This window comes from Pseudomonas sp. GW821-FHT09D08, from assembly GCF_059416305.1.
In genome coordinates this window covers 222,963-247,474 of the sequence record NZ_JBWKOX010000008.1, presented here as the reverse complement: position 1 = coordinate 247,474, position 24,512 = coordinate 222,963, and the positions used below count along the sequence as shown (strand labels likewise).

The following is a 24,512-nucleotide window of genomic DNA, read 5'->3' as shown; positions in this document are numbered from 1 at the left end:
ATGTCATTGCAAACCCTGGATGTAACATCAACGGCTGATGAACTCTACGAAGTGATCGCGCGCGACGGTGGTGTGATCGTTAGTGGCTTTCTGGAACGTGAGAAGGTGGCAACGTTAAAGGCGGATTTAGAGGTCGCACTTCAACACAAGTCCTGCGGCGCTGATGCGTTCTCGGGGAAGTGCACGCGACGTCTCGGCGGTCTGTTCGGCGTCTCGCCCCTGCTTCAAGACGTAGTGCTGCAGCAGCATATCGATGAGCTTGCGCGCCGATTTGTCTGTGTTAATCGAACGATCTACGTCGAGGGCGGCCCATTCGAATTTCAGTCCGAGTACCAGATTGGTTTAACCCAGGCCATCGCCATTGGCCCTGGTGAAGGTCGACAGCCACTGCATCGCGATGATGGCCTGTGGTTGTGGGAGCATCACGAAGGCGGTCAGGTTGAGGCGCGCCTGCAGATCATGCTGGCAGTCACCGACTTCACCCGGGAAAACGGCGCGACGATGGTTATTCCCGGAAGCCACAAGTGGGGTGATGGGCGGATGCCGCGTATCGAGGAAGCGGTGCCCGCCGAAATGGCCGCCGGCTCGGTGCTTTTCTGGCTCGGTAGCACTTATCACGGAGGTGGCCTGAACGAAACGGACAACTCGACCCGTATTGGCGTGACGGTCAGTTTTGACCGGGCAAATCTTCGACTTGAAGAGAATCACTACTTGGCGTTGGAGCCTGAGGTCGTCTTCGGCTTGCCGGCAGCCATCCAATCCAAATTGGGCTTCCGCGCCTGCGCACCGGCCTGTGGATGGGTCGAGGTCGATGGTGCGGTAGCTGATCCTATCGACCTTATGCATCGGCGAGCCGGGCATGTAGCGCAAGTGACCAATCTTGCGGCTCGGGACCTGCCTGTGGGGATGATGTGATGCATTAACTGGAACTGGTGGTGGCCCGTGGAGTGCTTTAACGTGCCCGCCGCCCCTGTAAATTTCTGGTCGTTGGCCATCTGTCTCGCGGATTAAGCTGCGAAATAATACGCACCACTTAGAGTGCGATGCTCTCACGCCCACCTGTCATTCCTCGTGAGTGACTTTATATAAAGCTCTGCCGAATCATACATATAGCCGGTTTCTATGCTGGAAGCATGGCTTGTTGAATATCGGACGCAGATATCATGAAGTTGAATGTTAAAAATATACTTTTGCCGGTACTGATGCTCGTCGGTTCGGTGCAAGCAGGTGAGTTCTATAACGCAGTCGCCATTACCAGTAATTACCGGTCCGGCGGGCAAGACCAAAACAACACAACCGATAAAAATATCAAGCCAGAGTTTCAGGGCAATACAACCTATGTAGCGAACAGCGGTTTTTACATGGGCGTTTGGGGATCAACGCTGTCTGAGACTTTCGATAACAATTGGTATGAACTGGATCCTTACCTGGGTATTTCCATCCCCCTCACGGCAGACATTACCTACCGTGGCGGCATGCTGGGCTATATCTACCCTGGCGCCGGCTACACCAATACATGGGACACATTCCACTTGCTCGAGTGGAAAGGCCTGACACTAAAGTACCTTCGAAGTACCACCGATCGATATTTCGGAGTCGATGGCGGCCGAGGTACTCAAAAATTACGATTTCTGATGGATTTACCCATCACCGCGAAAATTAACGTTGTCGGCGGACTTGGGCATATCTGGATGACCGACAGTGCTCATGAGATTGGGCTTAAGGATTACACCGACTGGGAGGCAGGCCTGAAGTTTGAATTTGATAGAGGCTACGAACTTATGACGGTTTTAAACGGCGCTAATAGGCGCGGCGAAAGCGAATATGGCTGGATAAATAAAAATCGCCTAGTAGTGACCGTTACCAAGCACTTCTAACGTCCACCCATTCTGGGGTCTCACTATGTCTGACCAAACTAAACGCTCGTCGAGTGTCGATACAAAGGACAACAACGAACGTGCTTTTTTTGTGACGCTTTTTGGTTTGCTGCTCATATGCCTCATTTCCTACGGCGCTACCGTTTCGGTAATCGGTTTTCTTCTCGAGCCTATCGGCCAAGCGTTTGGTCAGAGCATGGGGAGCATTTCAGTTATCGTCTCGATGATTTTTCTGGTGCCGGCATTTACGACCCCTGCGATCAGTTGGATTCTCAATCGTTGGGGGCCGAAGTTTGTCCTTGTGACGGGAGGTATGCTCGCGGGCAGCGGTTACTTGATTGCCTTCCAGATACAAGGTTACGAAGGCATACTGGCAGCGTTCTTCCTGGTCGGGCTGGGGCTCTCTGGATGCGGCGTGGTTCCTTGCATCATGATTCTGAACGAATGGACGGAGCGTCGACGAGCGTTTGCCGCGGGCGTGCTGTTTGGCTCAGTTGCGTTGGGTTCCTGCATTTTCCCGACCATTGCAGAACATATTATCGTGAGCCACGGCTGGCGCGCCGAAGCGCTGCTGACCGCACTGCTGTTTATCTTCGGTGTGGTTCCGCTGGGGCTTATATTCGGTCGGCGTCCTCACGCTGCTCCCTGTGACAATAAACCAGCTGTGGCAGCCGATACGCAAGGCAGTAAAGGGATCCTGGTTGCAGCGCTACGCCACCCGATGTTCTGGGCTATCTGTTCAATGGAGGCGGTGTTCAGCATTGGCTTAGTGGGGGCGTACATCTACGCACCGCTGTTTTTCGTTGATACCGGATACGCTTCCCAAACATCCGCATGGATCTTCAGTGCATTGAACCTGGTCACCATTGCTGGCTGCGTGGCGATCGGCGCCCTTTCAGATCGTTACGGTGCCGCGTTAGCGCTGTTCGCGGGTTTACTCGTGCATGTGTTGGCTCTGTTTCTGGCCCAAATAGCGGGGCAGGGCGCACTCGGAATGGTGGGACTCGGCATGTTCGTTCTGTTGTGGGGGCTGACCAATAACATCGGCTTCCAACTGACCCCGGTGCTCCTGGGTGACCAATTCGGTCTACAGCATTGCGGGGCAATCTACGGCGTAACACGTGTAGCGGCGGGTGTTTCACAAGCGATGGGGCCGATCATCGCTGGTTTCGCATACGACGTGTCAGGCTCCTACCGCTCCGCGTTTCTGGTGTGCGCAATCATCGTGAGCATAAGTTTGCTGCCCGCTCTCTACATCCTGCGACGCCTTCATACAGAGCGGCGGGATATGGCCGTGACCTTGAAGCAGGCGCTTGAGATAACAACTTGAACGGTAAAGCGATGGCCCTTCAAATGCGTCTCTTCGCGCCTGACCGCCGCCGCCACATCGCACAGGCCGGTTTCTTGTTGCAGGATTTTCTGAGCATGGCGTGCGAGCCTGGCAAATGTCCTTTGATACCGACCCGCACGGGCCGGTAATTTTTGCAGTCGGCCAATCAGTCTTTGTGGCGCGCCGCCGACAAGTGGTTTACCAGATACTCGGCATCACGGGCAATACCGGAGAAGCGTCCGGATCCCCAGGAGTGCAGCCATGGCAGCCCGAGGAAATACAAACCTTGCTGCGTGGTATTACCGCGTCTATGCCCTGGGTAGCTGCGGCCATTGAAGACTGGCACATCGACCCAGCTGAAATCCGGCTGGAAGCCGATGCACCAGATGATGTTGGTGATGCCACTGTTGCTCAGATCCAGGGTGGTGTTTTCGCTTTCTGGCACCCACAGTGGAATGTACGGGGTGCCTTCTGGGGCGTCGATACCCTGCTCGGCGATGTATTTGTCGATGCTGGCATTGATGCGATCGTATACTGCGTCCGCTGCATTAAGGTTGCAGTGCAGGTCCGCCGCGAACTGTAGCGTGGTGCCGTACACGACCACATCGCGACCGCGATGGAATCGGCGCAGCGAGGTGCATCGCCCACCGCGAGGAAGACCTTGCGTCCAGCCAGGTGCAGGTCTTCAGCGATCTGCGCGCCGGATTGCCCTGAGCCTACGACCAGTACCGCGCCTTCAGGCAGGTCCTGCGGGTTATGGTACTGCTCGGAGTGAATCTGGGCGATCCCGACCGGCAAGCGTTCGGCCAGACGCGGGATGATCGGCGTGTGGTAGCCGCCGCTGGCGACGATCACTTGATCGGCGGTGAAGTCACCCGCGGAGGTAATGAGCAGGTAGCCGCCCTCGGGGCGGGCGACCATGCGTTGAACGGCGCAGCCTTCGCGCACTGGCACATCAACCTTGGCGATAAAGCCGTCGAGATAGGAGATGATCTCGTCTTTCTTCATGAACCCGTGCGGATCGTCGCCAGCATACGGATAACCGGGAAGGGCGCACTGCCAGTTCGGTGTCACCAGGCAGAAAGCGTCCCAGCGCTGGTTGCGCCACGTGTGGGTGAGGCTGTGCTTCTCCAGTACCAGATGATCAATGTCTTGTTGCTGCAGATAATAGCTTGCAGACAGGCCCGCCTGGCCGCCGCCGACGACGATAGCGCTGTAGTGACTCATGAGATGTTTCCTCTCGAAGTAGTGGGGGACTCAGATTTCGCCAAAGCCTGAGTAGTGAACCTTTCCAGTGCCGTGTTCCTTGATTTCCAGGACCTCGATCTGGGCATGCGGATCATCGAATCTGCACGCCATGAGTCGGATCCCCCCCAGACTGTCCATGGCTGAGCTGCAGTAGAACCCCTTGACTTGTTTGACCCGCTCGGAGGCCAAGTTAAGACCGGTTTCGGCGCGACGTAGAAACTCTGCAAGAGGGTATGACTGACCCTCATCGAGGTGCTGGAAGATAGTGGTGGACGGCGAGTAGACGTTGGTTATCTGGCCGTTGGGCCAGCGCAGGCGAATGTTGACAGCTGGCATGTCAGTGCTCCTTGGATTCAGTGAAGGGGCGCAGTTGGGGGTAACTGAAGCCCGTGAAGGGGTGTCGGGACAGGTCCAGAACTCAGCCAGCTCGCCGTCTTGCCGGACACGCAGGCAGGCGCTGTCATCCACCTCGCCGATGCAGGCGCAATGCAAACCTTCGAAGGCGAAGGCGGCTTCGAGTGTCGTCAGGTCCTTGCGGTCCAGGGTCATCAGGAAGCCGTAGCTGGGGAATACCTGTAGCCAGCGTTCAAGTGACGTCCCGGCAGGTCGTGGTAACGCCTGGATATCGATCATGGCTCCGCAGCCAGTGCTCTCCAGCAACATCAGCAAGGTGCCGAGAATGCCTGCATTGCTGATGTCCTTGGCCGCGAGCAACAGGTTTGCTTCGGCCAGTCGAGGAATTACTTCAAGCTTGTCCCGCAACCGTTGGCCAGGGACGTTCTCGAACGTTTTCCAGTAAAGGGCATCGCCATGCCAGTGACCGTCCAGGTCCACCGCCATCGCAATGATCTGCCCCGGCGCAACATGCAGGGTGGAAAGCAGGCTTCGCGCCCAGCCGGTGACGGCGACCGCGAGCGCGGCCGGGTTGCCGGCCGCTTGGCTAGTGTGCCCGCCAGCCATGATCAGGCCGTAGGCGTCGCACGCTGCATGAACCCCGGCCAGCACTTGATTGGCGGCCTCTGCGTCGTGATGCCAATATGCGTTGACCACGGCAGTCGCGCGGCCGCCCATGGCGGTGATATCGTTAACGTTAGTCATGACGGCCGACCAGCCGGCAAACCAGGGCGCCTGCTCCACAAAGGCCGGAATCATCCCCTCGATAGCCAGTAACTGATACTGATCACCGCAACGGATGGCGGCAGTGTCGTCACCGGGAAGCGCATACCGATCATATTGCGAGTTGGCATGCGTGGAGATGGCGTCGGCAGCCATTTGAATGGCTAGCTTCGAACGCATCGCGTTGGTATCGCGCAGCCTGGCGAGCATCAACGTCAAGGCAGATTTTGTCACGAGCGGCTCAGCCATGACGGCGTACCTTGGTGCGTAACAGTGGGGTTCGGCGCGCCATGAATGGATAGCAATCCAGCCTTGCCTGCATCATGCAGTGGGGATGGCCAAGCAGGTCCATGGTGTTGAGCGTGTCCCAGTGCAAACTGTGAAAGTAGTTTTCGTTGGGTTGCTGCACCGTGGCCAGAAATGTGTGGCAGCCAAGGTCAATGGCTCGTGATACCGCTTCATTGACCAGTGCTTTCCCGATCAAGCCATACCGCCGGTACTGCTCCTCAACGCACAGCCGCCCGCCGTACTAGAGACCGGCTTCGGTTTCATAAATGCGTACCGCGCCGATGACGCGATCGGGCATGCCGCAATGGTGTGCGACGGCAACGATCGGAAGGGCGTGAAAGTCTTTTTCGTCTTTGTCTTGAGCGAGCAACTGCTGCTCGTCGCAGAACACGGCACGGCGCAGCGCAGCGCGTAGTAGTGCTGCCGCTCCCAGCTTTCGTCGGCGGGCTTGACGAGCAGGTCGCCCGCGAGAAATTCAGCGAAGGATCCATCGATCAAGGCAAAAGTATGTTCGGCACATGGCGTGTGCTCCCGTTACTCGTGGTGTTTAAGTACCGAGCAGGCGCCACATTTGGCGCAACCCGCGTTGATATTGTCCGAGTGCAATCCGTGTCTGCGTAGGCTGGCACCGATGCTCGGATACAGACGCTGCATGAAACTACTGTCAGGTTTCGGGTGATGGGCCAGTGGCGTCCCATCGATGGGTACGAAGGGCACCACGAAGGGATACACGCCGGCACTGGCAAGGCGCTCACTCACATCTGCAATGGCGTCTTCAGTGTCCCCCAGCCCGGCGAGGATATAAGTGCTGACCTGGCCGCGACCGAACACCTGCACCGCTGCCTCAAAAGCGCTGAAATAGCTCTCTAGGGACACCGCGGCCTTGCCTGGCATGATGCGTTGGCGCACGGTATCGGTGACGGCCTCAAGGTGCATGCCCAGTGAGGCTACGCCGCTGTCCTTGAGACGCTGGAACCAGGCGTCGTCATCCGGTGATTCACATTGCGCCTGAATCGGCAGGTCAACGGCAGCCGTTACTGCAGCCGCCGACTCGCACAAAATCGCGGCGCCACGGTCACTGGTCTGTGGTGTGCCGGTGGTCATGACCATGTGTTTGACGCCATCGAGCTCGACCGCTGCCTTGGCCACTTGTGTCAGTTGCGCAGGTCGCTTGCGAGCGATGGTCTTGCCATTGGCCAAAGATTGGCTGATGGCGCAGAACTGGCAGGATGTGGCGACCTCATTCATGCGAATACAGTGCTGCAGAATGGTGGTCGCTAACACGTCCTTGCTGTGCAAGGTGGCAATCTTCCAGTAGGGGGTGCCGTCTTCGGTGTTCAGGCCATAAAATTTCGGCACGCCGGGGAGCTGGATCTGGCCTACCTGCAGGCCTTCGCGAAAAATCAACGCCTGGCTGCACCGCCGAGTAGGGCGAATCCAGCGATGCACGATTGAGCATTGGCACCATGGCGGTGCGGTCGCCCAGGCTCAGCGCCTTGTGATCCGACGGCCCTGCGCCGCCCTTGCGAGACAGGCCATCGTCGCCTTGCCAGCGCACACCGTGACATTGCAGTTCGGCATGTAGGTCCTGGCTAATGTCCTGCACGACAATCAGCGTCGGGCCGCTGGCGCGAATGTCTTCGTGCTTGCCCAGAGTGACGTTACTCATGGGCGGTCCCCTCGAAGGTCTCGCGACGTTCATGCACATGGGCGGTGGTACGGCGATCGATCAACAGACTCAACAGCTCCGGCCGACTGTAGTGACCGACTGAGTCCATCATGCGTTTGCGTTTGTTGATAAGGGCAAAGTCGAGGTCGACGATCACTGCACCTTCTCCTTCAGTGCGTTTGCCGAGCACCTTGCCTTCCGGGGAAATAATCGCGGTAAAACAGCCGCCGGATATAGGCTCCATGGCACAGCCGGTTTCGGCCATTATTTGCGCTTGTTGTCCGGCATCCAGCCACGCGGTGGCGAATGGTGACTTCTATTTGCTCGACAAAAATCTGCCCGACGAGCGATCCGGGGAACATGGCGGCGTGGATTTGTTCGCCGTCAGCCATCAATGCGTAGTGCGCCAGCGGGTTGTAGTGTTCCCAGCATGCGAGAGCACCAATTCGGCCAACCGCGCTGTCAGTCGCCCGCAGGCCTGAACCATCGCCCTGGCCCCATACCATCCGCTCATGGTACGGCGGTGTGATTTTACGGCGTTTCTGAATCAACGTGCCGTCGACATCGAAAAGTAACTGAGTGTTGTAAAGGGTGCTGCTGTCTCGTTCGTTGACACCGATACACGCGACGATCCCGGCTTCACGGCAAGCGTCGCCAAGCTGGCGAGTCACGTCCGAAGGCACCGTGACCGACTCTTCAAGTAGGCGCAAGTGTTCCCTGCCCATCGCGAATGACGGCTGGACGAAGGAGAAATAGGGGTAGTACGGCACAACTGTTTCAGGGAAAACCGCAAACTGCACACCTTCGCGGCCCAAATCCAGCAGAGTTTTACAGAGTTTGTCTACCGTGGCTTGCCGAGAGTAGAGCACTGGACTGAATTGCACTGCGGCGGCGCGGATGATGGGCATGGTAGAGGTCTTGGGTTTTGTCTTGGTTGGCTGCCTCTTCGCAGTTAGCCCGCGAAGAGGCGCTGGCTGGCTGTGATCAGGCAGTCCAGGTATCGATGATCATTGCTCCGTCGCGACGCATCAGCAGACGCAGATCCATCACGTCCAGTGGGTTGATCGGGCGAATACCTTCGATCAGGGCTTTTTCTGTCTGGCCGTACAGCGCCTGCAAGGCGAAACGGCAGGCATAAACACATGAACGCCTTGAGCTGATTGTTTACGGCCAGGTGCCCCGGGAAGGCCTCGGGACCCAAGGTTGGAAAGCCACGTTGAACACCCAGCTGGACGCCTGGCCCGTAAAGCAAGATCTTGGTTTCAAAGCCTTTGCGCAGCAGGCGCTTGGCTTGCAACATATTGACGAGGCCAATGGAGCCTTCAAAGGTAATGGTGTGGAACGTCAGCAAGACCTTCTCGCCTGGCCCGGCCTTGACGTCCTCGAAAACCTTTTCCTCGTAATCGACCAGAAAGTCGCCGTCTTGGTAATGGGTAATGTCCACGCTTGACATATCGTCGTCTCCGCAGAGTGCTTGTTGTTAGCGATGGCCGGGATTGGCTATCGGTATGGGGATACAGAGCGAAGGACGCGCCAGAAAAAAACCACACGTATGTATTTTATAAGTTGATGTTTTAATAGGATTAATTGTTCTGATATGGTTTTTTATATATCAACTGACAGTTTGTTTTGTTTACGAGATACCGTATAACTACGATAGTTCGTAGTGCTGATTTCGAGATTTCGTACTTATGCCAGATGATGACTTCATTAGTAACTGGGCTGATCTTGCCTATTCCTCAAGGCATATGGTGTTTGAACATTCCCCGGATGCCGTGCTCCTGCTCGATCCCTATGGGGACCGCTTCCGTGATCTGAACATCGCGACCTGCAAGCTGTTCGGTTACCCACGACAGGACCTGCTCGCGTTGCCGGTAAGTAAGTTATTTGGTCGTCAGTTGGCGGACTTGATCGTTTTCAGTCAGGAGGTGATGGAGAAAGGCAAGGCCTGGACCGATGAGCTGAGCTGCAATTGCAAGAGCGGTGAGCGAATAGGGTTGGAAATCACAGCTTCTACGCTGAGCGTTAAAGGGCAGACACAGATCATCCTGGTGCTGCGCGAGTTAAGTCAGCAGCGATACCAAGCCAATGAGGCTGCCACAGAGCGAACCATGCGCGGCGGGCTGCTTGAGTGGCGCAATATCTTGAATCTGTTCAAAGAGTCGGAGCGCGATAACCAATTGTTGCTCAGCTCGGTAGGGGACGGTATCTATAGTATTGATCCCGACGGGCTTGCCACATTTGTCAATCCGGTCGGCGCGCGGATGTTGGGGTGGGAGCCTCAAGATATGATTGGCAAGAATATCCATAGCATCCACCACCACACCCATGCTGATGGTCGGCACTATCCCGTCGAAGAATGCCCGATCTATAAAGCTGTAAACGATGGGGTAGTCCATGAAGGGCGGCAAGAGGTGTTCTGGCGGCGTGACGGGACCTGTTTCCCGGTCGAGTTCACGAGCACCCCGATCATCTCTGAGGGAAGGTTAGTGGGGGCGGTGGTGGTTTTTCGCGATATCACCGAGCGGCGAAGTACCGAAATGCAGCTGCAGAACGCGCTGCAAGAGCTCAAGCAGCTCAAGGAACGGCTTGAGGAGCAGAACGCTTACCTCCAGGAGGAGATTCATATCGAGCATAGCTATCGGGAAATCGTCGGTCAAAGCGAAGCAATCCTTAAAATCATCAAGCAGATTGATGTCGTTGCGCCGACGGACGCCAGCGTCCTCATTCATGGTGAGTCGGGCACGGGCAAGGAGCTGATTGCTCGCGCTATTCACCAGGCAAGTCGGCGTAGTGCCAGTCCGCTCATCAGGGTCAATTGTGCAGCGATTCCCGGGGAGTTATTTGAGAGTGAGTTTTTTGGGCATATGCGCGGTGCGTTCACCGGGGCTGTTCGCGATCGGGTCGGACGGTTCGAGCTGGCTGATGGCGGGACATTGTTTCTGGATGAAATCGGCGAAATCCCCCTCGACCTGCAAAGCAAGTTACTTCGCGTGTTGCAGGAGGGGCAATTCGAGAGAGTCGGGGAAGAGCGCACGAGAAAGGTCAATGTTCGAATCGTCGCTGCAACCAATCGTGATCTTCGGGAAGAAGTAGCTGCCAAACGGTTCCGCGAGGATTTGTATTTTCGCCTGAATGTCTTTCCCGTGCAGTCGCCGACTTTGCGTGAGCGTCCAATGGACATTGCACCGTTAGTTGTTCACTTTCTGAAACAGATCAGCTTTCGTTTGAATCTTGGTGAAAAGCGCCTGCGGGCCAGTGATGTAGAGCGTCTCCAGCGTTACTCCTGGCCGGGTAATATTCGTGAGTTACAGAACGTTATCGAAAGGGCGCTGATAACCTCTCAGGGCAACGAGCTGAATATCGATTTGCCTGAGGATCGGGTCGGTGGCGGGCGCGAAGTGGCTGTCAAGCCGGGGGCTGCGGTAATTCTCAATGACGATCAGGTTCGTCAATTTGAAAAAGCCAATACCCTCGCGGCCATAGCCGCCTGTCACGGCAAGTTGTTTGGTGAGGGAGGCGCAGCCCAATTGCTGGGGCTCAAGCCGACCACGCTGGCATCCAGGCTGAAACGATTCGAGGCCCAAGCAAAGGGCTAGCCTTGCACTGTCTGTCGCTGCCGGGCAGGGCAGCGATAACCGTGCATGGCTAAACCTCGACAGGCCAGGTTTGGTGTTTCAGGTTTTTTATCAGAGGGCATAGGGTTTCATCAAGCCGGCGCGGAGTGATCCATTTTGTTTGCTCTCATGGACGTACCTAAGTTGCATTTGTAGGTGCTTGGGCCGCACAAGATGTTGAGTGGGGTCAGGCATGGGGCTGGATTTTTCAGGACATTGAGGTGAGGCCCCGGGCGTTTTCTTATTTGCCAGAGCACTGAGCTTTCAGTTCTGAGTTTTGCCATCACTCGACCCTCGCTTTCGATGGTCCCAACCTGCTCGCAATGAATGTTCAGGTCTGAGAAAACCCCTTTGACGTTTTCCAGTTCGCCACTCTTCAAGGCTAACAAAAAACCGTAGTCAGGCACCGCCTCGAGCCAACGCTCAAACTTTACATTTGAAGGTCTGGGAAGGGAGCACAGGTCGATTGCGGCTCCCACCCCGCAGGCGTCAAGCATGGTAAATAATGCTTCGAAAACGCCACCGTCGGCGATGCCAATTGCACTTTGCACCGCACCCTCCGAGACTAAGCGTGGGATGGCGTCAATCTTCTCTCGCAATCGAGTCGCGGGGACATTTCTACAAGCGTCCCAGTGTAGCGAGTCGCCCCGCCAATGGCCTTGAAGGTCGACAACCATGGCAATCACTTGGCCCCGGGCGGTATGAGAGATGCGGCCTTTAGTGCTTACCGCAACTGCAATGGTGTTGCAGTCTTCCTCGAGGTGTCCGCCTCGATTGGTGGCCGTGGCGATAATTGCCGGAGGGGGGTATGGCTTTTGCCGGAGGTTCATGGTGGCGGCTGGCCCTTCGGATTCTTCCAAAGGTGGTATGCGGTTGTGCAGTCGGTGAGGTTCGCTGGCCGCCACTGCCAGATATGTTTTGCTAGGTGTCTTGCGCTGTGCGCTGAAGGCTGCGAGCAGGCCTTCGATCAGGCAAGAGCCATTGTTCATTTCCAGGCACTGTGCATCATCGCGCAGTGGCTGATCGCCGCTGGAGGCTGAGGGCGTCTTTATCTGCCGGGCTCGTAATTCTGCTATTTCGCATACCTTGCGCATAAGCCGCGATTGCGCAGGGTGGGTGCTCTCTGGGCTAGTCATGTCCACTCGCCTTGGGGGAGCTAAGGCTTGAGTTTCATCGCTCTGATTCGGGAGCGCTCGGCGATCACAATAATTCTGGATAGTTGTTGGGATTATGGTCATGGAGGACGTCCTGGGTGGTGCTGCGTTTATATTCAAAAAACGCTGCGGTCCTTTCTGGCCAGGAATGACGATTTTGCTCTGGGAAAGCTCGCGTCCGGCATAAAGAACTCGCTGTTGGTTTTTCTGATCATTGAGGCTGATTAATCAGGATTCCCTTAAACGGTTAGAGCGAAGGCCGTGCCAAGCTGACTATTGAGTCGTAAAATGACATCAAGCTATTGAAATATATGATTATATTATTGTGCGGGTGGGTTTTTATTTCTTGTCCGTAAAAAATAGTCGCTACGACATGTCGTTATTCTGGAGTTTTTTCGTAGCTAATAATACGAAGTTTCGTAGGTTGAAGTGACGGATAGAGGTAACTGAACCGTTGGATAAAATATCCAAGTGTGGCGATTGGCGCACCGTCAAGGGGCTTTTTTCTCCGTCCTGGCTCGAAAACGACCCACAAGAAAGCACGGTAAATGCTCCTGGTCTCATCTCGGCAGGAGGGTCGAGCCAGGTGGCATGAGGATGGAGTTTAATTTTTTTGCCCTGGTGATCTCTTGAGTTGTTGCTCAAATGTGTCTGTGTTCTTCTCGTTGTCTCAAGAGGTCATGGCGCAAGATCAAAGGGCTGCCCGTATCAACCCACGCAGCTCTCGATCAGCATTGTGTGAACTGGATAGGGCAGTTGCTCAAGGGTTTGTCTCATAAAGTTTTCTGCGTTTGCCTGGCTGGCCTCGCCACATATTTGGGCGTTTACGACCTTTGATGCGTGATCTACCGCTACAAGCAGGTAGGCAATACCGTCTTTGGAATGAATTTCACTGAGGTCGATCTGCAGACATCCGAGTGGCTGAAATTTGAAGCGTTTCTGGATGGGTTCTTTGCCGATTTTTTTGGTCAGGCGGCTAATGCCGTGACGCTGGAAAAGTCGGTGCAGGCTGGCACGGGTCAGATGGGGAATGATGAGCTTCAACCCGATCAGGCAATGGTCCAGTGGTAGAGAGGTGCGTCGTCGAAAACGCAAAGCGGCGCTTTCTTCGAGAGCGGTCAATAAAGTAGAAACAGGCTGTTTCGGTCCCATAGGTGCATCATTCACAGAATGACGGGAGCGCCATTTGCGAACCGTTTTTGGATTAAGGCCGTAGCGTCGGCAGAGTTCGGCAATCGACGCGTCCGATTTCTGTATTTCTTTTCTGATTGCGTGAGTGGTTGTCGCGCGAGTATGAAGAACCTGGACCATATAACCTCCTCAAAAAAACGATTCTGTCAGCCCCTACACGTTGAGACTTAATTTCACGTATTAAGATTGCACTTCAATTATATCGGAGTGTAAAGAAAAAAGTGACATTTGTACGTGACGCTCAATACTCGACAAGGTCCCTCCGAGACGTTTATTTGGCACGAAGGCTGCAGTCTGTGTTGAGGGTGCCCAGTAGAGATTAAATTGATTGGTCTCTGCGTGATGTACTTGGTTGGCAGATAAGTTGGCATAAGCCATCATTAAACTGTCTTGAAAGGATGACGAGCCTAAGACGGGAGTCATCCAATGTGCTCTGTTTTTAATTCGTGGGCTCTAGGGCTTGCGGCGGGAAACTATAATCATGAGAAAAGCACTTTGCGTGTTGTCGTTGGTGTTTCCAAGTGTGTCTTTTGCGCAATTCACTCCGACGATATTCGGAGTTGCAGATCTGGCGGCGCGCAGTATTGATAATGGCGGTAAAAGTGAGTTTAGTCTGGCCAGTGGTGGCTTGGCTGCGAGCCGCTTGGGTGTGAGGGCCGAAGATGAGTTTGCCGACGGTTTAAAGGGTTTGCTGTGGATTGAAGGTACCGTAAACTTTGATGAGGGCACCAGTAACTCCCAGCGTACATGGAATCGAAGGAGTACCGTTAGCGTGATTGGCGATTTTGGGGAGGTACGGCTCGGGCGGGACTTGACGCCAAGTTATACGGCCTTTGGTGAGTTTGATGTATTCGGTACCAGTGGTTTGGCTGATCAGGGGAAGTTCTATTCAACTGCCTTTGGAAGTGGAATAGAAAGCACGGGGCTCTGGGCGCGGGCGGACAATATGGTTACTTATTTTACACCTGATCGGTTTGGCGGTTTGTATGCTGTAGTGGCCAAGGCAGAGGGTGAGGATGTCTCGGCTAAAGAATACACCGGTGGCCGGTTCGGCTATAAAAACAACACCTATAATGTCAGTGCCGCTTATGGCCGTACTAATGCGTTGCTCGGTCCATACAAACAGACTTCGTTATCCGGTTATTATGACCTGGAATGGGTAAAGATCATGGCCAGTATAGCCCGCAATAGCTATCTGGATTCTGATCGGACGGTGACTCAGATAGGGTTCATCGCACCGGTTCTGCCCAAGACAAAAATTCGGGCAAACTATACATATGTTAATAGTTCAGGGACTCAAAAAAGCCTCTATCTGGATAAAGATGATGCTGTTCAGATTGCCGTTGGCGGAACTTATGAGCTTAGCAAGCAAGCGAGCGCGTATGCCACTTTTGCGATGATTAGTAATGAAGGCAACGCGGCGTTCGTGATAGGTACCCCTCCGAGCAGCAGTGCAATGACGGGGCAGAAGTCTATAGGTACGGAATTAGGGGTCAGTTACCGATTTTAGATCGGCGGCTTTAATATTTTCAGTGTTGCATAGATCGCTAGAAACTTAAGGTGCGTGCGTGTGAAACTATATAAATTTAAAAGTCGGTGTTCGATGAGCAATGGCATTGTTGCTGTCATCGCACTTGCCCTTAACGGCTGCGCGATGACCGCCGTCCAAAGGGGTCAGGTCAACGCGCCGCCCGTGCTGCTCAGCCGCACGGTACCGACGTTAAAAATGGAAGGGCTCACCTTCAAGGACATGAACAAAAATGGGGCCGTCGATCCTTACGAAGACTGGCGATTAAGCCCGGCTGAACGAGCCAAGGACCTTGTCGGGCGGATGACGCTGGCCGAGAAGGCTGGGGCGATGATGCACGCCAATCCGCCGTCGCTCGGATCGTCGGCGGTGCCGGGGGCAGGTACGGCCTGGGATGTACCGGGAATCACTGGTCTGGTGCTGGAGCAGCACATAACGACGTTTCTGAATCGCCTGAGTACTGACGTCGGCAGCCTGGCGCACCAGTACAATAATCTTCAGGCAATTGCCGAAACCGGGCGGCTCGGAATTCCGGTTTCGCTAAGTACTGACCCTCGCAGTCAGTTTAAATACGCGCAGGGGGTCAGTGTTGATGCCGGTGATTTTACAAAGTGGCCTGATCCTGTCGGGATGGCAGCAATTGGCGATGCTGAACTGGTAAGAAAGTTTGCCGACAGTATTCGTCAAGAGTACTTGGCGGTGGGTATAAAAATCGCATTGTCGCCGATGGCGGACTTGACTCAAAACCCACGTTGGCATCGCAGTAATGCCACCTTCGGCAGCGATCCAGTTATCGCAACCAAGCTAGTGGAGTCCTATGTCAATGGGATGCAACATGGCGAAAATGGTATTGGTCAGGACAGTGTGGTTTCTGTCGTCAAGCACTGGGTCGGGTATGGTGCCGTTGGTGCGGATGGATTTGATGCACATAATTCCTATGGTAAAGATCTGACCCTGAAGAGTGACGATGTTGAGTCGCATATTCTACCGTTCACCGGTGCATTCGCGGCTAAAGCAGCGGCGATCATGCCTTCCTACGGAAAACCTCCTGCAAACCTTCGGGTCAAGGGGGCAGAAGGTGAAATTGAAAGAGTGGGCGTTGGCTTTAACAAACAGCTACTCAACGATGTATTGCGAGGACGCTTCGGGTTTGATGGGTTAATTATCTCTGATTGGCAAATCATGGATGATTGCAATTCGGTATGCCTCAATGGTGCTGCGGCAGGTAAATCACCTGTGGGGGCTGATATCGCGATGCCTTGGGGCGTTGAGAATCTAAGTAGAACTGAGCGTTATGCCAAGGCGCTCAATGCCGGTATCAATCAGTTCGGCGGTGCGAAACAACCGGAGTTCGTTGTCGATGTCGTCAATAATGGGCGGGTGGGTATTGATATCATTGATCATTCCGTCGAGAAGATTTTAGAGCAAAAAATAAAGCAGGGGCTTTTTGAAAACCCCTACGTCGACGAAGCTCAAGCGTTGCGCACAGTCGGCAATGCCGAGTTTAAGAAAATGGCCTTTGAAGCTCAGCGACGTTCTGCGGTATTACTGAAGAATAGTTACAATACCCTGCCTTTGTTACCGACCAAGGCTAAAAAGGTATACCTGTATAACGTCAGCGCGAATGTTGCTCGGTCGCGGGGGTTCACTGTAGTCGAGCGCCCTGAGGACGCGGATGTAGCGATTATGTCGATCGCTACGCCCTTCGAGTTGCTACACCCTACTTATTTTTTTGGTGCTCGATATCGTGAAGGCGATGTAACCTTCAAAGAAGGCGACGCTGCGTATGAGGTATTCAAGCGAATCAGCGTCAAAACCCCCACTATTGTTTCTATCTATATGGAACGTCCGGCTGACTTGAGTCGTATCGCTGAACAGGCGGTGGCGATTATTGCGAACTTTGGTATCAGTAATGACGCCTTTTTCGACGTGTTGACAGGAGCACTCTTCCCGGCTGCCAGGCTGCCATACGATTTGCCTTGGAGCAAAGGGAGTGCACCCAAGAATTTCGCATATCTTCGTGGACAAGGATTGAGCTACTGATATCAAATTGATAATAAGGAAAGTAGAGATTATGAATTTAAAATTTACGACACTTCGCTCAGTAGTCTTTCTTTCACTGGTCGGGTCGGTGGTGCATGCGACGGCAGCGACGTTCGGTCCTGATCAGTTCATCCCGACCAAGGTCACTCGGCATATTTCGTTCTACGTTGGCGGCCATTATGTAGGGGAGGGTGACAAGGAAGTTATGGCCGGGCAGATGTACGTCGAGGGATGGGCACCGGCCAAAGTAACAAAAAAATACCCGCTCGTTTTTTTTCATGGGCTGGGTCAGACCGCAACCAACTGGATGAGTACACCTGATGGCCGCAAAGGCTGGGCTGACTACTTTGTTGAGCAGGGCTATGCCGTGTATATGGTCGATCAGCCAAGTCGCGGACGCTCAAGCTGGCGTCCTGAGGGTGGCGAAAGTTTCCGGGTAAGCGGCTTGCCACTGGTGCAGCGCCTTTTTACCGCTTCAGAGTTGTACAAGGTCTGGCCGCAGGCCGACAAGCATACTCAATGGCCTGCTAGTTCAAAAACGCCAGGGCAGCGTGGCGACCCGGTGTTTGACGCTTTTTACGCGGGCGTGGTGCCCTCATTGGCTGACAACAAAACTACCGAGGTGTTGGTGCGTGATGCGACTGTGGTGCTTCTGGACAAGATTGGCCCAGTTATTTTGCTCACGCATTCCCAGGCCGGTCTATTCGGATGGTCCATCGCCGACTCAAGGCCCAACCTCGTCAAGGGCATTCTTGCCATTGAGCCCTCTGGCCCACCTTTCCAGAACGCGACTCAAGCCAAGCGCGAGTTGCCATGGGGGTTAACCAATATTCCGGTTACTTATGAGCCTCCCGTGGTTGATCCCAATGATATTCAGATCGAGCAACAGCAGCAGGCCGACGGGGCGGGGCTGGTCAAATGCTGGCGCCAAAAGGCGCCGGCTCGAAAAATGGTCAACCTTGCGCGCACACCGGTATTGGTCATAAGCGCCGAGGCGTCTTACCACGCGCCTTATGACCATTGTACTGCCAGCTTTTTGAGTCAGGCTGGTGTGCCAACAACGTACTGGAGGCTTGAAGACCTCGGTATCGAGGGGAATGGGCACTTAATGATGCAAGAGAAAAACAACCTGATGATTGCCGCCAAACTTAACACGTGGATCAGCGAGAAAATCAAATGAAGACGTCAAAGACAAACCGCTTCAATGCACAGTCCCTGCGTCGTGGTTGCATGAAAACGGTTGGCGCAGCTCTGATGTGGGGCAGTATTAACTCTGCCTCTGCGCAAAACATCTCAACTGAGCGCGTGGGTGTCGTTGGCAAAGAGCTGTCCTCGATCAATATCTCACCGGATTTCGATATCTCCAAAGGTCGCTTTTTGAGAATGAGGCAAGTAACGATTGCTCCCGGAGGCGTTCTGCCTATGCACAGCCATGCCAACCGGCCTTCCGTATCTTACGTGCTCAAGGGGGCGTTGACCGAGTATGTGGAGGGCAAGGCCGGAATGCGGGTTTTCACTGTTGGCGAGGCTTATGCTACGTCTGGTGTAAACGGTCATGCCTTGCTCAATAAAGGTTCTGAACCTGCGGTCTTTCTTGAGATAGATCTGCCTGAATGAACCTGTGCTCGCGTAAACAAGGAGGCTCCATGGCCTCCTTGCCCCCCCGAAGCTGATCGAAAACGCGCCATCCGGCCTCGGCCTTGGATCGTCCTTGGAAAGCACGCTGCTTGCCCAGGACTCTCTGGCGAGTAGCGCTCTGGTCGAGGTAGCGCCCCAACCACTGCACAATCTCGATGTCATGACACGCTGGCTTCTCATCAGAGTGGCTGTTGTAGCTGCGTGGCGCGGATCTTGTCGGCCAGCGCCAACAGCGGCCCGGCGTATTGCGCGACAATTGCCTCTATCGGCTGAGGGGTGGATAAGCTGATATTCAAAATGTGGTCCTGGTAATTACGGATACCGAGTGGGGTTGAAATGGCGACCACTTCGGCCTGCCAGGACGCTGCGCAATACCCTCTAAGGCGCATGCTTTCGCAGGCCTCGACAATCTCCGCTTCCAATACCTTCCACCTGGTATCGCAGCGCCTGGACTTGAAGTGCTCCATCAGCACCTGTCGCTCCTGCGCGCCGATCGTTGCCAGGTAAGCGCGGCCCAGGGAGGTGAATTCCATGGGCACTCGCTGGCCGGTTTGTACGGTGCGCGGCGTGTTTTTGCGACTCAGTCGGATCGACTCCAAGTAAATCATTTCGTCGCGGTCGGCAGCGGCCAGACCGACATTCACTTTCAGCTCATGAGCCGCTTCGCGCATGAGCGGCGCGGCGAGCTGCACCAGCGAATTGCTGCTGTACATGGCATTGGCGAAACACAGGGTGGCGGGTGCGAGACGATAGGCGCTGTGCTGGCCGTCATACACCAGCATGCCGCTATGGATCAGCGTCTGGGTCAAACGACTGGTGGTGGATTTGGACAGACCAGTGCGTTCGCTGATTTCGCCATTGCCCAGGTACTCGGTGCCCGCGCGAAATGCCCGCAAGATTTCAAGGCCGCGTTCGAGCGAACGGTTTATCGGCGCCTTGCCTGCGCCCGGCGTATCAAACCCGCCACACTCTTTCATTGTGTTCCAACCAGTGGAATTGTCGGATTGTTAATCATGGAGAGCTCCATAGACTCGGGGTCAGCGCAATGCCCTTCAGTCTGGGCTGCTGCCATGCCAACAACAAGAGAGAGATTTCCCATGACGATGTTGCAAAGTGTTACCTCGCCCATCCACATGGCCGTCGATGACGATGGTATCGCGGTGCTAACCCTTAATCGACCCGAAGCGCGCAACGCCATCAGCGACGAGATGCGCAGTCACATGATCGAGTTGCTGGAAGAAGTGGCCGCAAACAGTCAGATTCGCGCGCTCATCATTACCGGTACCGGCAAAGGATTCTGCGCGGGCGGCGACATCAAAGGCATGGAAAAGCGCATGAGCGCGCCGGCAGGCGAGGTGGCCTATAACGGCTGGAAGCGCCAACAGCGTGTGCATCATGCAGTGTCGTTGTTGCTCAACCTGCCCAAGCCGACCCTGGCCGCCGTCAATGGCGCCGCCACAGGACTGGGCTGCGACCTGGCCTTGAGCTGCGATTTCGTGGTGTCCTCCCGACAAGCCAGCTACGCCATGAGTTACATCGCACGGGGCCTGATCCCCGACGGCGGCGGCTTGTACCTGTTGCCGCGTCGGGTCGGATTGCCTAAAGCCAAGGAACTGATCTACACCGGTCGCCGCGTAGAGCCCGACGAAGGGCTGGAGATCGGCCTGGTGGACCGAGTGGTCGAACATGACGATCTGCTGGACGAAACCCGGCGCTGGGCTTTGGAACTCTCTGCCGGCTCGGCGACCGCACTGGCATTGAGCAAATCCATCCTCAACAACAGCTTCGAACTGACCCAGGCCCAGGTATTGGCCATGGGCAGTCAGGCGCAAGGCATCTGCTACACCTCGGCTGAGCATCAGGCATCGGTCGCAGCTTTTCTGGCTACCAAGGCGAAGAGGGGATGAGCATGGATAACATTTCCCGCCTGATGAACCCGCGCAGTGTTGCGGTGATCGGCGCCTCCGGCGATGCACAAAAAACGTCCGGGCGGCCCATCGCGTTTCTGCGCAAACATGGCTTCGAAGGCCGCTTGTATCCGGTCAACCCGCGTTACACCGAGATCGATGGGTTGACCTGCTATCCCTCTATCGCTGCGCTACCAGAGGTGCCAGACGCCGCGATCATCCTGCTGGGGCCTGAGCGTGCCAACCAGGCCGTTGCCGAACTGGCGGCCATGGGCACGCCGGCGGCTATCGTGCTTGCCGGTGGCTATGGCGAGGCTGGCGAAGCGGGTATCGCGCGCCAGCAGGCCTTGCAAAAGGCGCGAGGCAACATGCGCATCTTGGGCCCGAACACCATCGGTCTGATCAACCTTACCCAGGGCATCACCTTGTCGGCCAGCGGTGCGCTGGATCAGGACGCATTGAGAGCGGGTAACATCGCGGTCATTTCCCAGAGTGGCGGGATCCTGGGCTCGCTCCTGTCCCGCGGTGCCGCCGCCGGCATCGGCTTTTCCAAGCTGGTGGCGACCAGCAACGAGGTCGATCTGGACGTCGCCGATTTCGTCGATTACCTGGTGGATGACGACGCCACCGAAGTCATTGCCCTTTACCTCGAAGGGCTGCGCGATACCGAGAAATTCAGCCGCGCTGCACTCAAGGCGCGCGCGGCCGGCAAGCCCATCGTGGTGTTCAAGGTCGGGCGCTCCGAAGCCGGAGCCCGTTCGGCGGCGTCCCATACCGGTGCTCTGGCCGGAGCTGACGCACTCTACGACGTGTACTTCAAACAACTGGGCATCGTGCGGGCGCAGACGTTTGCCGATCTGCTCGACCTGCCGTTCGCGTTGGCCAGCCGGCGCACGATGGTGGGTAACCGCGTGGCGATTCTGACCTCGACTGGCGGCGCGGGCACGCTGATCGCCGATGCCCTGGGCGCCAATGGTTTCGACACGCCACCGCCAGGGGAGTCCACCGCTGCGCGTTTACGTGATCTGGACCTTGGCGACCAGGCGGTGCTCGACCGCAACCCTATCGATCTGACGCTGGCAGGCCTGCAGCCGCAGATCATGCAAGAGGCCATGCGCATCCTGCTGGAAAGCGCGGACTACGACGCGGTCATCAGTGTGGTGGGCTCATCCGGTGTCGCGCGCCCGACGCTGATGGCCGACGCCATCCGTGACAGCCAGCGCGAGAGCAACAAGCCTGTACTCGCTTATGTCAGCCCGTACGCACCGCAAGCCTTGCTGCGTATCAACAGCAACCAGGGCGTCGCCTTTACTGCGCCGGAGGCCTGCGCGAGTGCATTGCTGGCGCTCAAGGCCAAAGCCTGCGTTGTTCAGGACACACCGCAAGCGCAATCAAGCCGCCAGTACCTGAGCGCCGAGGACGTTGAGCAGTTGCCCGGCGGCACCCTTGATGAACAGCAGAGCAAAGCCCTGTTTACTTGTTTCGGCGTGCCCGTCACCCGCGAGCAGGCGGTCGCGGATGCCGGCGAGGCCATCGAGGCCGCCCGGGCGCTCGGCCCGAACGTGGTGCTCAAGGTGCTCTCCGAGCGCATCCCTCACAAGACCGAAGTCGGTGGTGTCGCGCTCAGCCTGACCGAACACAGTATTGGTCAGGCATTGGACGACATGCGCCGCGTTGTCACGCAGAAGGCGGGGTTCGCGCCCGAGCGTTTCCTTGTCCAGGAGATGGTCAGCGGCGGTCACGAACTGATCCTGGGCTTCCACCGCGACCCGCAACTGGGACCCGCGTTGCTGCTGGGTATGGGCGGTGTCAGCGCCGAACTGCTGCGCGATACCAGCATGCGATTGCTGCCGATCACGCGCAACGACGCGGACACCATGCTCCGGGAGCTGAAGACCTTTGCGCTGCTCGACGGGTATCGCGGCGCGCCCAAGGCCGATGTCAATGCGTTGGTCGACTGCATCCTCGCCTTCGCCGACATGGTCACCACCCTCGGAACAAAGCTGCAAGAGGCCGAGATCAACCCCTTGCGCGTGCTGGCCGAAGGGCAGGGCGTGAGGGCGGTGGATGGCCTCACACTGCTGGCCTGAAGCACCACCTGTTCCACTGTGTGGAATAGGTGGATTGACCCCCCAACCCCCGGTTTCATAATCAAGACAGCTTCATCAACGACTCATAAAAACAAGTAGGTCGCTATGAACGTACTTAATTGCACATCGAATCAACCGCTCCCTCTGGGTAACGTCCATTTTCACAGCGGGGGCCCATCATGCCTGTCGCATTGAAAGCCATCACCCAGCCCAAAGGCGCCGAACGCGACGAGCAGGCTTCATCGCTCATTCAGTTCGTCGGCGTGTCCAAATCCTTCACCGTCAAGGGCGTTGCCAAACAGGCCTCCCATAGCATCAACCTGTCGATCAAGAAGGGCGAAGTGGTCACCGTGGTCGGGCCGTCGGGCTGCGGCAAGTCCACCCTGCTGAACATGGTCGCGGGGCTGTTCGCACCCACCGAAGGGCAGGTGGTCTACAACGGCAAGGCCGTTTGCGGGGTCAATGGCCGTACCGGCTACATGACCCAGAGTGACCACTTGCTGCCTTGGCGTGACGTGGTCGGCAACATTGCCGTGCCGTTGGAAATCCAGGGCATGGCCAAGGCCGAACGCCGCGTGCGCATCCAGGAGCTGGTTCAACTGGTGGGCCTTGAAGGTTTCGAGAAGTCCTACCCCAGCCAGCTCTCCGGCGGCATGCGTAAACGTGCGGCGCTGGCCCGCCTGCTGGCCTATGACCCTGAAACCCTACTGATGGACGAGCCGTTCGCGGCACTCGATGCGCAACTGCGCATGCGCATGCAGACCGAGCTGATCCGGCTCAGTCGCCGGTTGAACAAGACCGTCATCTTTGTCACCCACGATTTGGATGAGGCCGTGGCGCTCGGCGATCGCTGCCTGATCTTCGCCGGCCGTCCCGGCACCATCGTCAAGGACGTGCAGATTCCCCTGGGCGAGGAACGCAACATTCTGCAGTTGCGCAAGGACCCTCGCTATCACCAGCTCTGCGGCGACTTGTGGGACTTCATGACCCCGTCTTTGAACGATGCAGCAAAGGATAACCACGCATGAACATTTTCCTTGGACGCCTGGCGATTTTCATCGTGCTTTTCGGCACCTGGCAACTGTCATCGGGGCCATTGATCGACCCCTTCTTCGTCAGTTCACCCAGCGAGATCGCCGGCAAGTTCTACGAGTTGGTCATCAGTGGCAGGCTGTTTTCCCATGGCGGGATCACGGTGGTGGAAACCCTCGCCGGCTTCGTACTGGGGGCGACCGTCGGGATTGCGGTGGGGTTGCTGTTGGGCCGTAACGAGCTGCTGGCCAAGCTGCTCGACCCGATCCTGATCTCGATCTACAGCCTGCCGAAAGTGGCCCTGGCGCCGTTGTTCATCATGTGGTTCGGCATCGGCATCGAGATGAAGATCATCCTGACCGCCACCATCGTGTTCTTCCTGGTGTTCCTCAACACCTACAGCGGCGTGCGTGCGGTTGACCGCGAGCAGTTGGAGATCCTGCGCCTGATGGGCGCCCGCGAACACCACCTGATCACCAAAGTGGTGTTCCCCTCGGCGATCCAATGGGTGTTCACCGGCCTTAAGCTCTCGGTGCCCTATGCCCTGATCGGCGCCATCGTCGGTGAAATCATGGCCTCCAATCGCGGGCTCGGTTACCTGCTGCAAGATGCAGCCGGGCAGCTGGACACCGCCGGCGTATTCGCCGCACTGGTCGCGATTATCGCCCTGGCACTGCTGCTGCAAGCGGTTGTAAGGATGGTGGAAACCCGTCTCATGCCGTGGAAAAAAGACCTGGGTGATCGTGAAGCTTCGGTTTGACCTGTTCATAACGCACAAGAAAAT

General features: G+C 56.1%; 19 protein-coding genes and 2 pseudogenes. 12 read left to right on the top strand and 9 right to left on the bottom strand.

Annotation, left to right across the window (positions count from 1 at the left end; genetic code table 11):
• From AC07OP_RS16830 to AC07OP_RS16820, 3 genes are all read left to right on the top strand, one after another.
• Entirely contained in the window at positions 1–915 is a 915-nt protein-coding gene (locus AC07OP_RS16830) for a phytanoyl-CoA dioxygenase family protein (RefSeq protein ID WP_495101812.1), read from the top strand.
• Between the two features lie 248 nt (positions 916–1,163).
• Positions 1,164–1,877, top strand: a complete 714-nt coding sequence (locus AC07OP_RS16825) for a TorF family putative porin (RefSeq protein WP_495101813.1) — start codon at positions 1,164–1,166, stop codon at positions 1,875–1,877.
• Positions 1,878–1,902: 25 nt separating this feature from the next.
• Complete coding sequence (locus AC07OP_RS16820; RefSeq protein ID WP_495101814.1) at positions 1,903–3,207, top strand: MFS transporter; 1,305 nt, start codon at positions 1,903–1,905, stop codon at positions 3,205–3,207.
• A gap of 166 nt (positions 3,208–3,373) precedes the next feature.
• Here AC07OP_RS16820 and AC07OP_RS16815 read toward each other — a convergent pair.
• The 6 genes and pseudogenes from AC07OP_RS16815 to AC07OP_RS16790 form a co-directional block, all read right to left on the bottom strand.
• Positions 3,374–4,434: pseudogene (locus tag AC07OP_RS16815) on the bottom strand (NAD(P)-binding domain-containing protein).
• 30 nt (positions 4,435–4,464) lie between these two features.
• On the bottom strand, positions 4,465–5,820 hold the full coding sequence (locus tag AC07OP_RS16810; protein WP_495101815.1) for a sll0787 family AIR synthase-like protein: 1,356 nt from the start codon (positions 5,818–5,820) through the stop codon (positions 4,465–4,467).
• Positions 5,813–6,055, bottom strand: a complete 243-nt coding sequence (locus AC07OP_RS16805) for an MSMEG_0567/Sll0786 family nitrogen starvation N-acetyltransferase (protein WP_495101816.1) — start codon at positions 6,053–6,055, stop codon at positions 5,813–5,815. Before AC07OP_RS16805 ends, AC07OP_RS16810 begins: the two co-directional genes overlap by 8 nt.
• Before the next feature lie 338 nt (positions 6,056–6,393).
• Positions 6,394–7,308, bottom strand: a complete 915-nt coding sequence (locus AC07OP_RS16800) for an MSMEG_0568 family radical SAM protein (protein ID WP_495101817.1) — start codon at positions 7,306–7,308, stop codon at positions 6,394–6,396.
• Between the two features lie 212 nt (positions 7,309–7,520).
• Positions 7,521–8,436, bottom strand: a pseudogene (locus tag AC07OP_RS16795) (nitrilase-related carbon-nitrogen hydrolase).
• A gap of 44 nt (positions 8,437–8,480) precedes the next feature.
• Entirely contained in the window at positions 8,481–8,981 is a 501-nt protein-coding gene (locus AC07OP_RS16790; protein ID WP_495101818.1) for an MSMEG_0572/Sll0783 family nitrogen starvation response protein, read from the bottom strand.
• Between the two features lie 238 nt (positions 8,982–9,219).
• Here AC07OP_RS16790 and AC07OP_RS16785 point away from each other — a divergent pair, with 238 nt between their 5' ends.
• Positions 9,220–11,127 (top strand): sigma 54-interacting transcriptional regulator, encoded by a 1,908-nt coding sequence (locus AC07OP_RS16785; RefSeq protein WP_495101819.1) that lies wholly within the window; start codon positions 9,220–9,222, stop codon positions 11,125–11,127.
• Between the two features lie 110 nt (positions 11,128–11,237).
• Here AC07OP_RS16785 and AC07OP_RS16780 read toward each other — a convergent pair whose 3' ends face one another.
• Both AC07OP_RS16780 and AC07OP_RS16775 read right to left on the bottom strand, forming a co-directional pair.
• On the bottom strand, positions 11,238–12,281 hold the full coding sequence (locus AC07OP_RS16780; protein WP_495101820.1) for an AIR synthase-related protein: 1,044 nt from the start codon (positions 12,279–12,281) through the stop codon (positions 11,238–11,240).
• A gap of 726 nt (positions 12,282–13,007) precedes the next feature.
• The gene (locus tag AC07OP_RS16775) at positions 13,008–13,610 is read right to left on the bottom strand and encodes a transposase (protein WP_495101821.1); all 603 of its coding nucleotides are present in this window, start codon (positions 13,608–13,610) and stop codon (positions 13,008–13,010) included.
• Positions 13,611–13,971: 361 nt separating this feature from the next.
• Between AC07OP_RS16775 and AC07OP_RS16770 the strand changes: the two genes are divergently transcribed.
• From AC07OP_RS16770 to AC07OP_RS16755, 4 genes are all read left to right on the top strand, one after another.
• On the top strand, positions 13,972–15,000 hold the full coding sequence (locus AC07OP_RS16770) for a porin (RefSeq protein WP_495101822.1): 1,029 nt from the start codon (positions 13,972–13,974) through the stop codon (positions 14,998–15,000).
• 93 nt (positions 15,001–15,093) lie between these two features.
• The gene (locus AC07OP_RS16765; RefSeq protein ID WP_495101823.1) at positions 15,094–17,061 is read left to right on the top strand and encodes a glycoside hydrolase family 3 protein; all 1,968 of its coding nucleotides are present in this window, start codon (positions 15,094–15,096) and stop codon (positions 17,059–17,061) included.
• A 31-nt stretch (positions 17,062–17,092) separates the two neighbouring features.
• On the top strand, positions 17,093–18,241 hold the full coding sequence (locus AC07OP_RS16760; RefSeq protein ID WP_495101824.1) for an alpha/beta hydrolase: 1,149 nt from the start codon (positions 17,093–17,095) through the stop codon (positions 18,239–18,241).
• Positions 18,238–18,678: a cupin domain-containing protein gene (locus tag AC07OP_RS16755; RefSeq protein ID WP_495101825.1), complete on the top strand. Its 441-nt coding sequence runs from the start codon at positions 18,238–18,240 to the stop codon at positions 18,676–18,678. The genes AC07OP_RS16760 and AC07OP_RS16755 overlap by 4 nt, the downstream gene beginning before the upstream one ends.
• Before the next feature lie 200 nt (positions 18,679–18,878).
• Here the strand turns inward: AC07OP_RS16755 and AC07OP_RS16750 are convergent, their stop codons facing one another.
• A complete protein-coding gene (locus AC07OP_RS16750) occupies positions 18,879–19,676 on the bottom strand; it encodes an IclR family transcriptional regulator (protein ID WP_495101826.1) in 798 nt (265 codons plus the stop codon).
• Positions 19,677–19,796: 120 nt separating this feature from the next.
• Here AC07OP_RS16750 and AC07OP_RS16745 point away from each other — a divergent pair, with 120 nt between their 5' ends.
• The 4 genes from AC07OP_RS16745 (at position 19,797) to AC07OP_RS16730 (ending at position 24,488) form a co-directional block, all read left to right on the top strand.
• Positions 19,797–20,606: an enoyl-CoA hydratase/isomerase family protein gene (locus AC07OP_RS16745; RefSeq protein WP_495101827.1), complete on the top strand. Its 810-nt coding sequence runs from the start codon at positions 19,797–19,799 to the stop codon at positions 20,604–20,606.
• A 2-nt stretch (positions 20,607–20,608) separates the two neighbouring features.
• Positions 20,609–22,696: an acetate--CoA ligase family protein gene (locus AC07OP_RS16740; RefSeq protein ID WP_495101828.1), complete on the top strand. Its 2,088-nt coding sequence runs from the start codon at positions 20,609–20,611 to the stop codon at positions 22,694–22,696.
• A gap of 179 nt (positions 22,697–22,875) precedes the next feature.
• Positions 22,876–23,724: an ABC transporter ATP-binding protein gene (locus tag AC07OP_RS16735; RefSeq protein WP_495101829.1), complete on the top strand. Its 849-nt coding sequence runs from the start codon at positions 22,876–22,878 to the stop codon at positions 23,722–23,724.
• Entirely contained in the window at positions 23,721–24,488 is a 768-nt protein-coding gene (locus AC07OP_RS16730) for an ABC transporter permease (RefSeq protein ID WP_223014560.1), read from the top strand. The genes AC07OP_RS16735 and AC07OP_RS16730 overlap by 4 nt, the downstream gene beginning before the upstream one ends.
• The last annotated feature ends 24 nt before the right edge of the window (positions 24,489–24,512 follow it).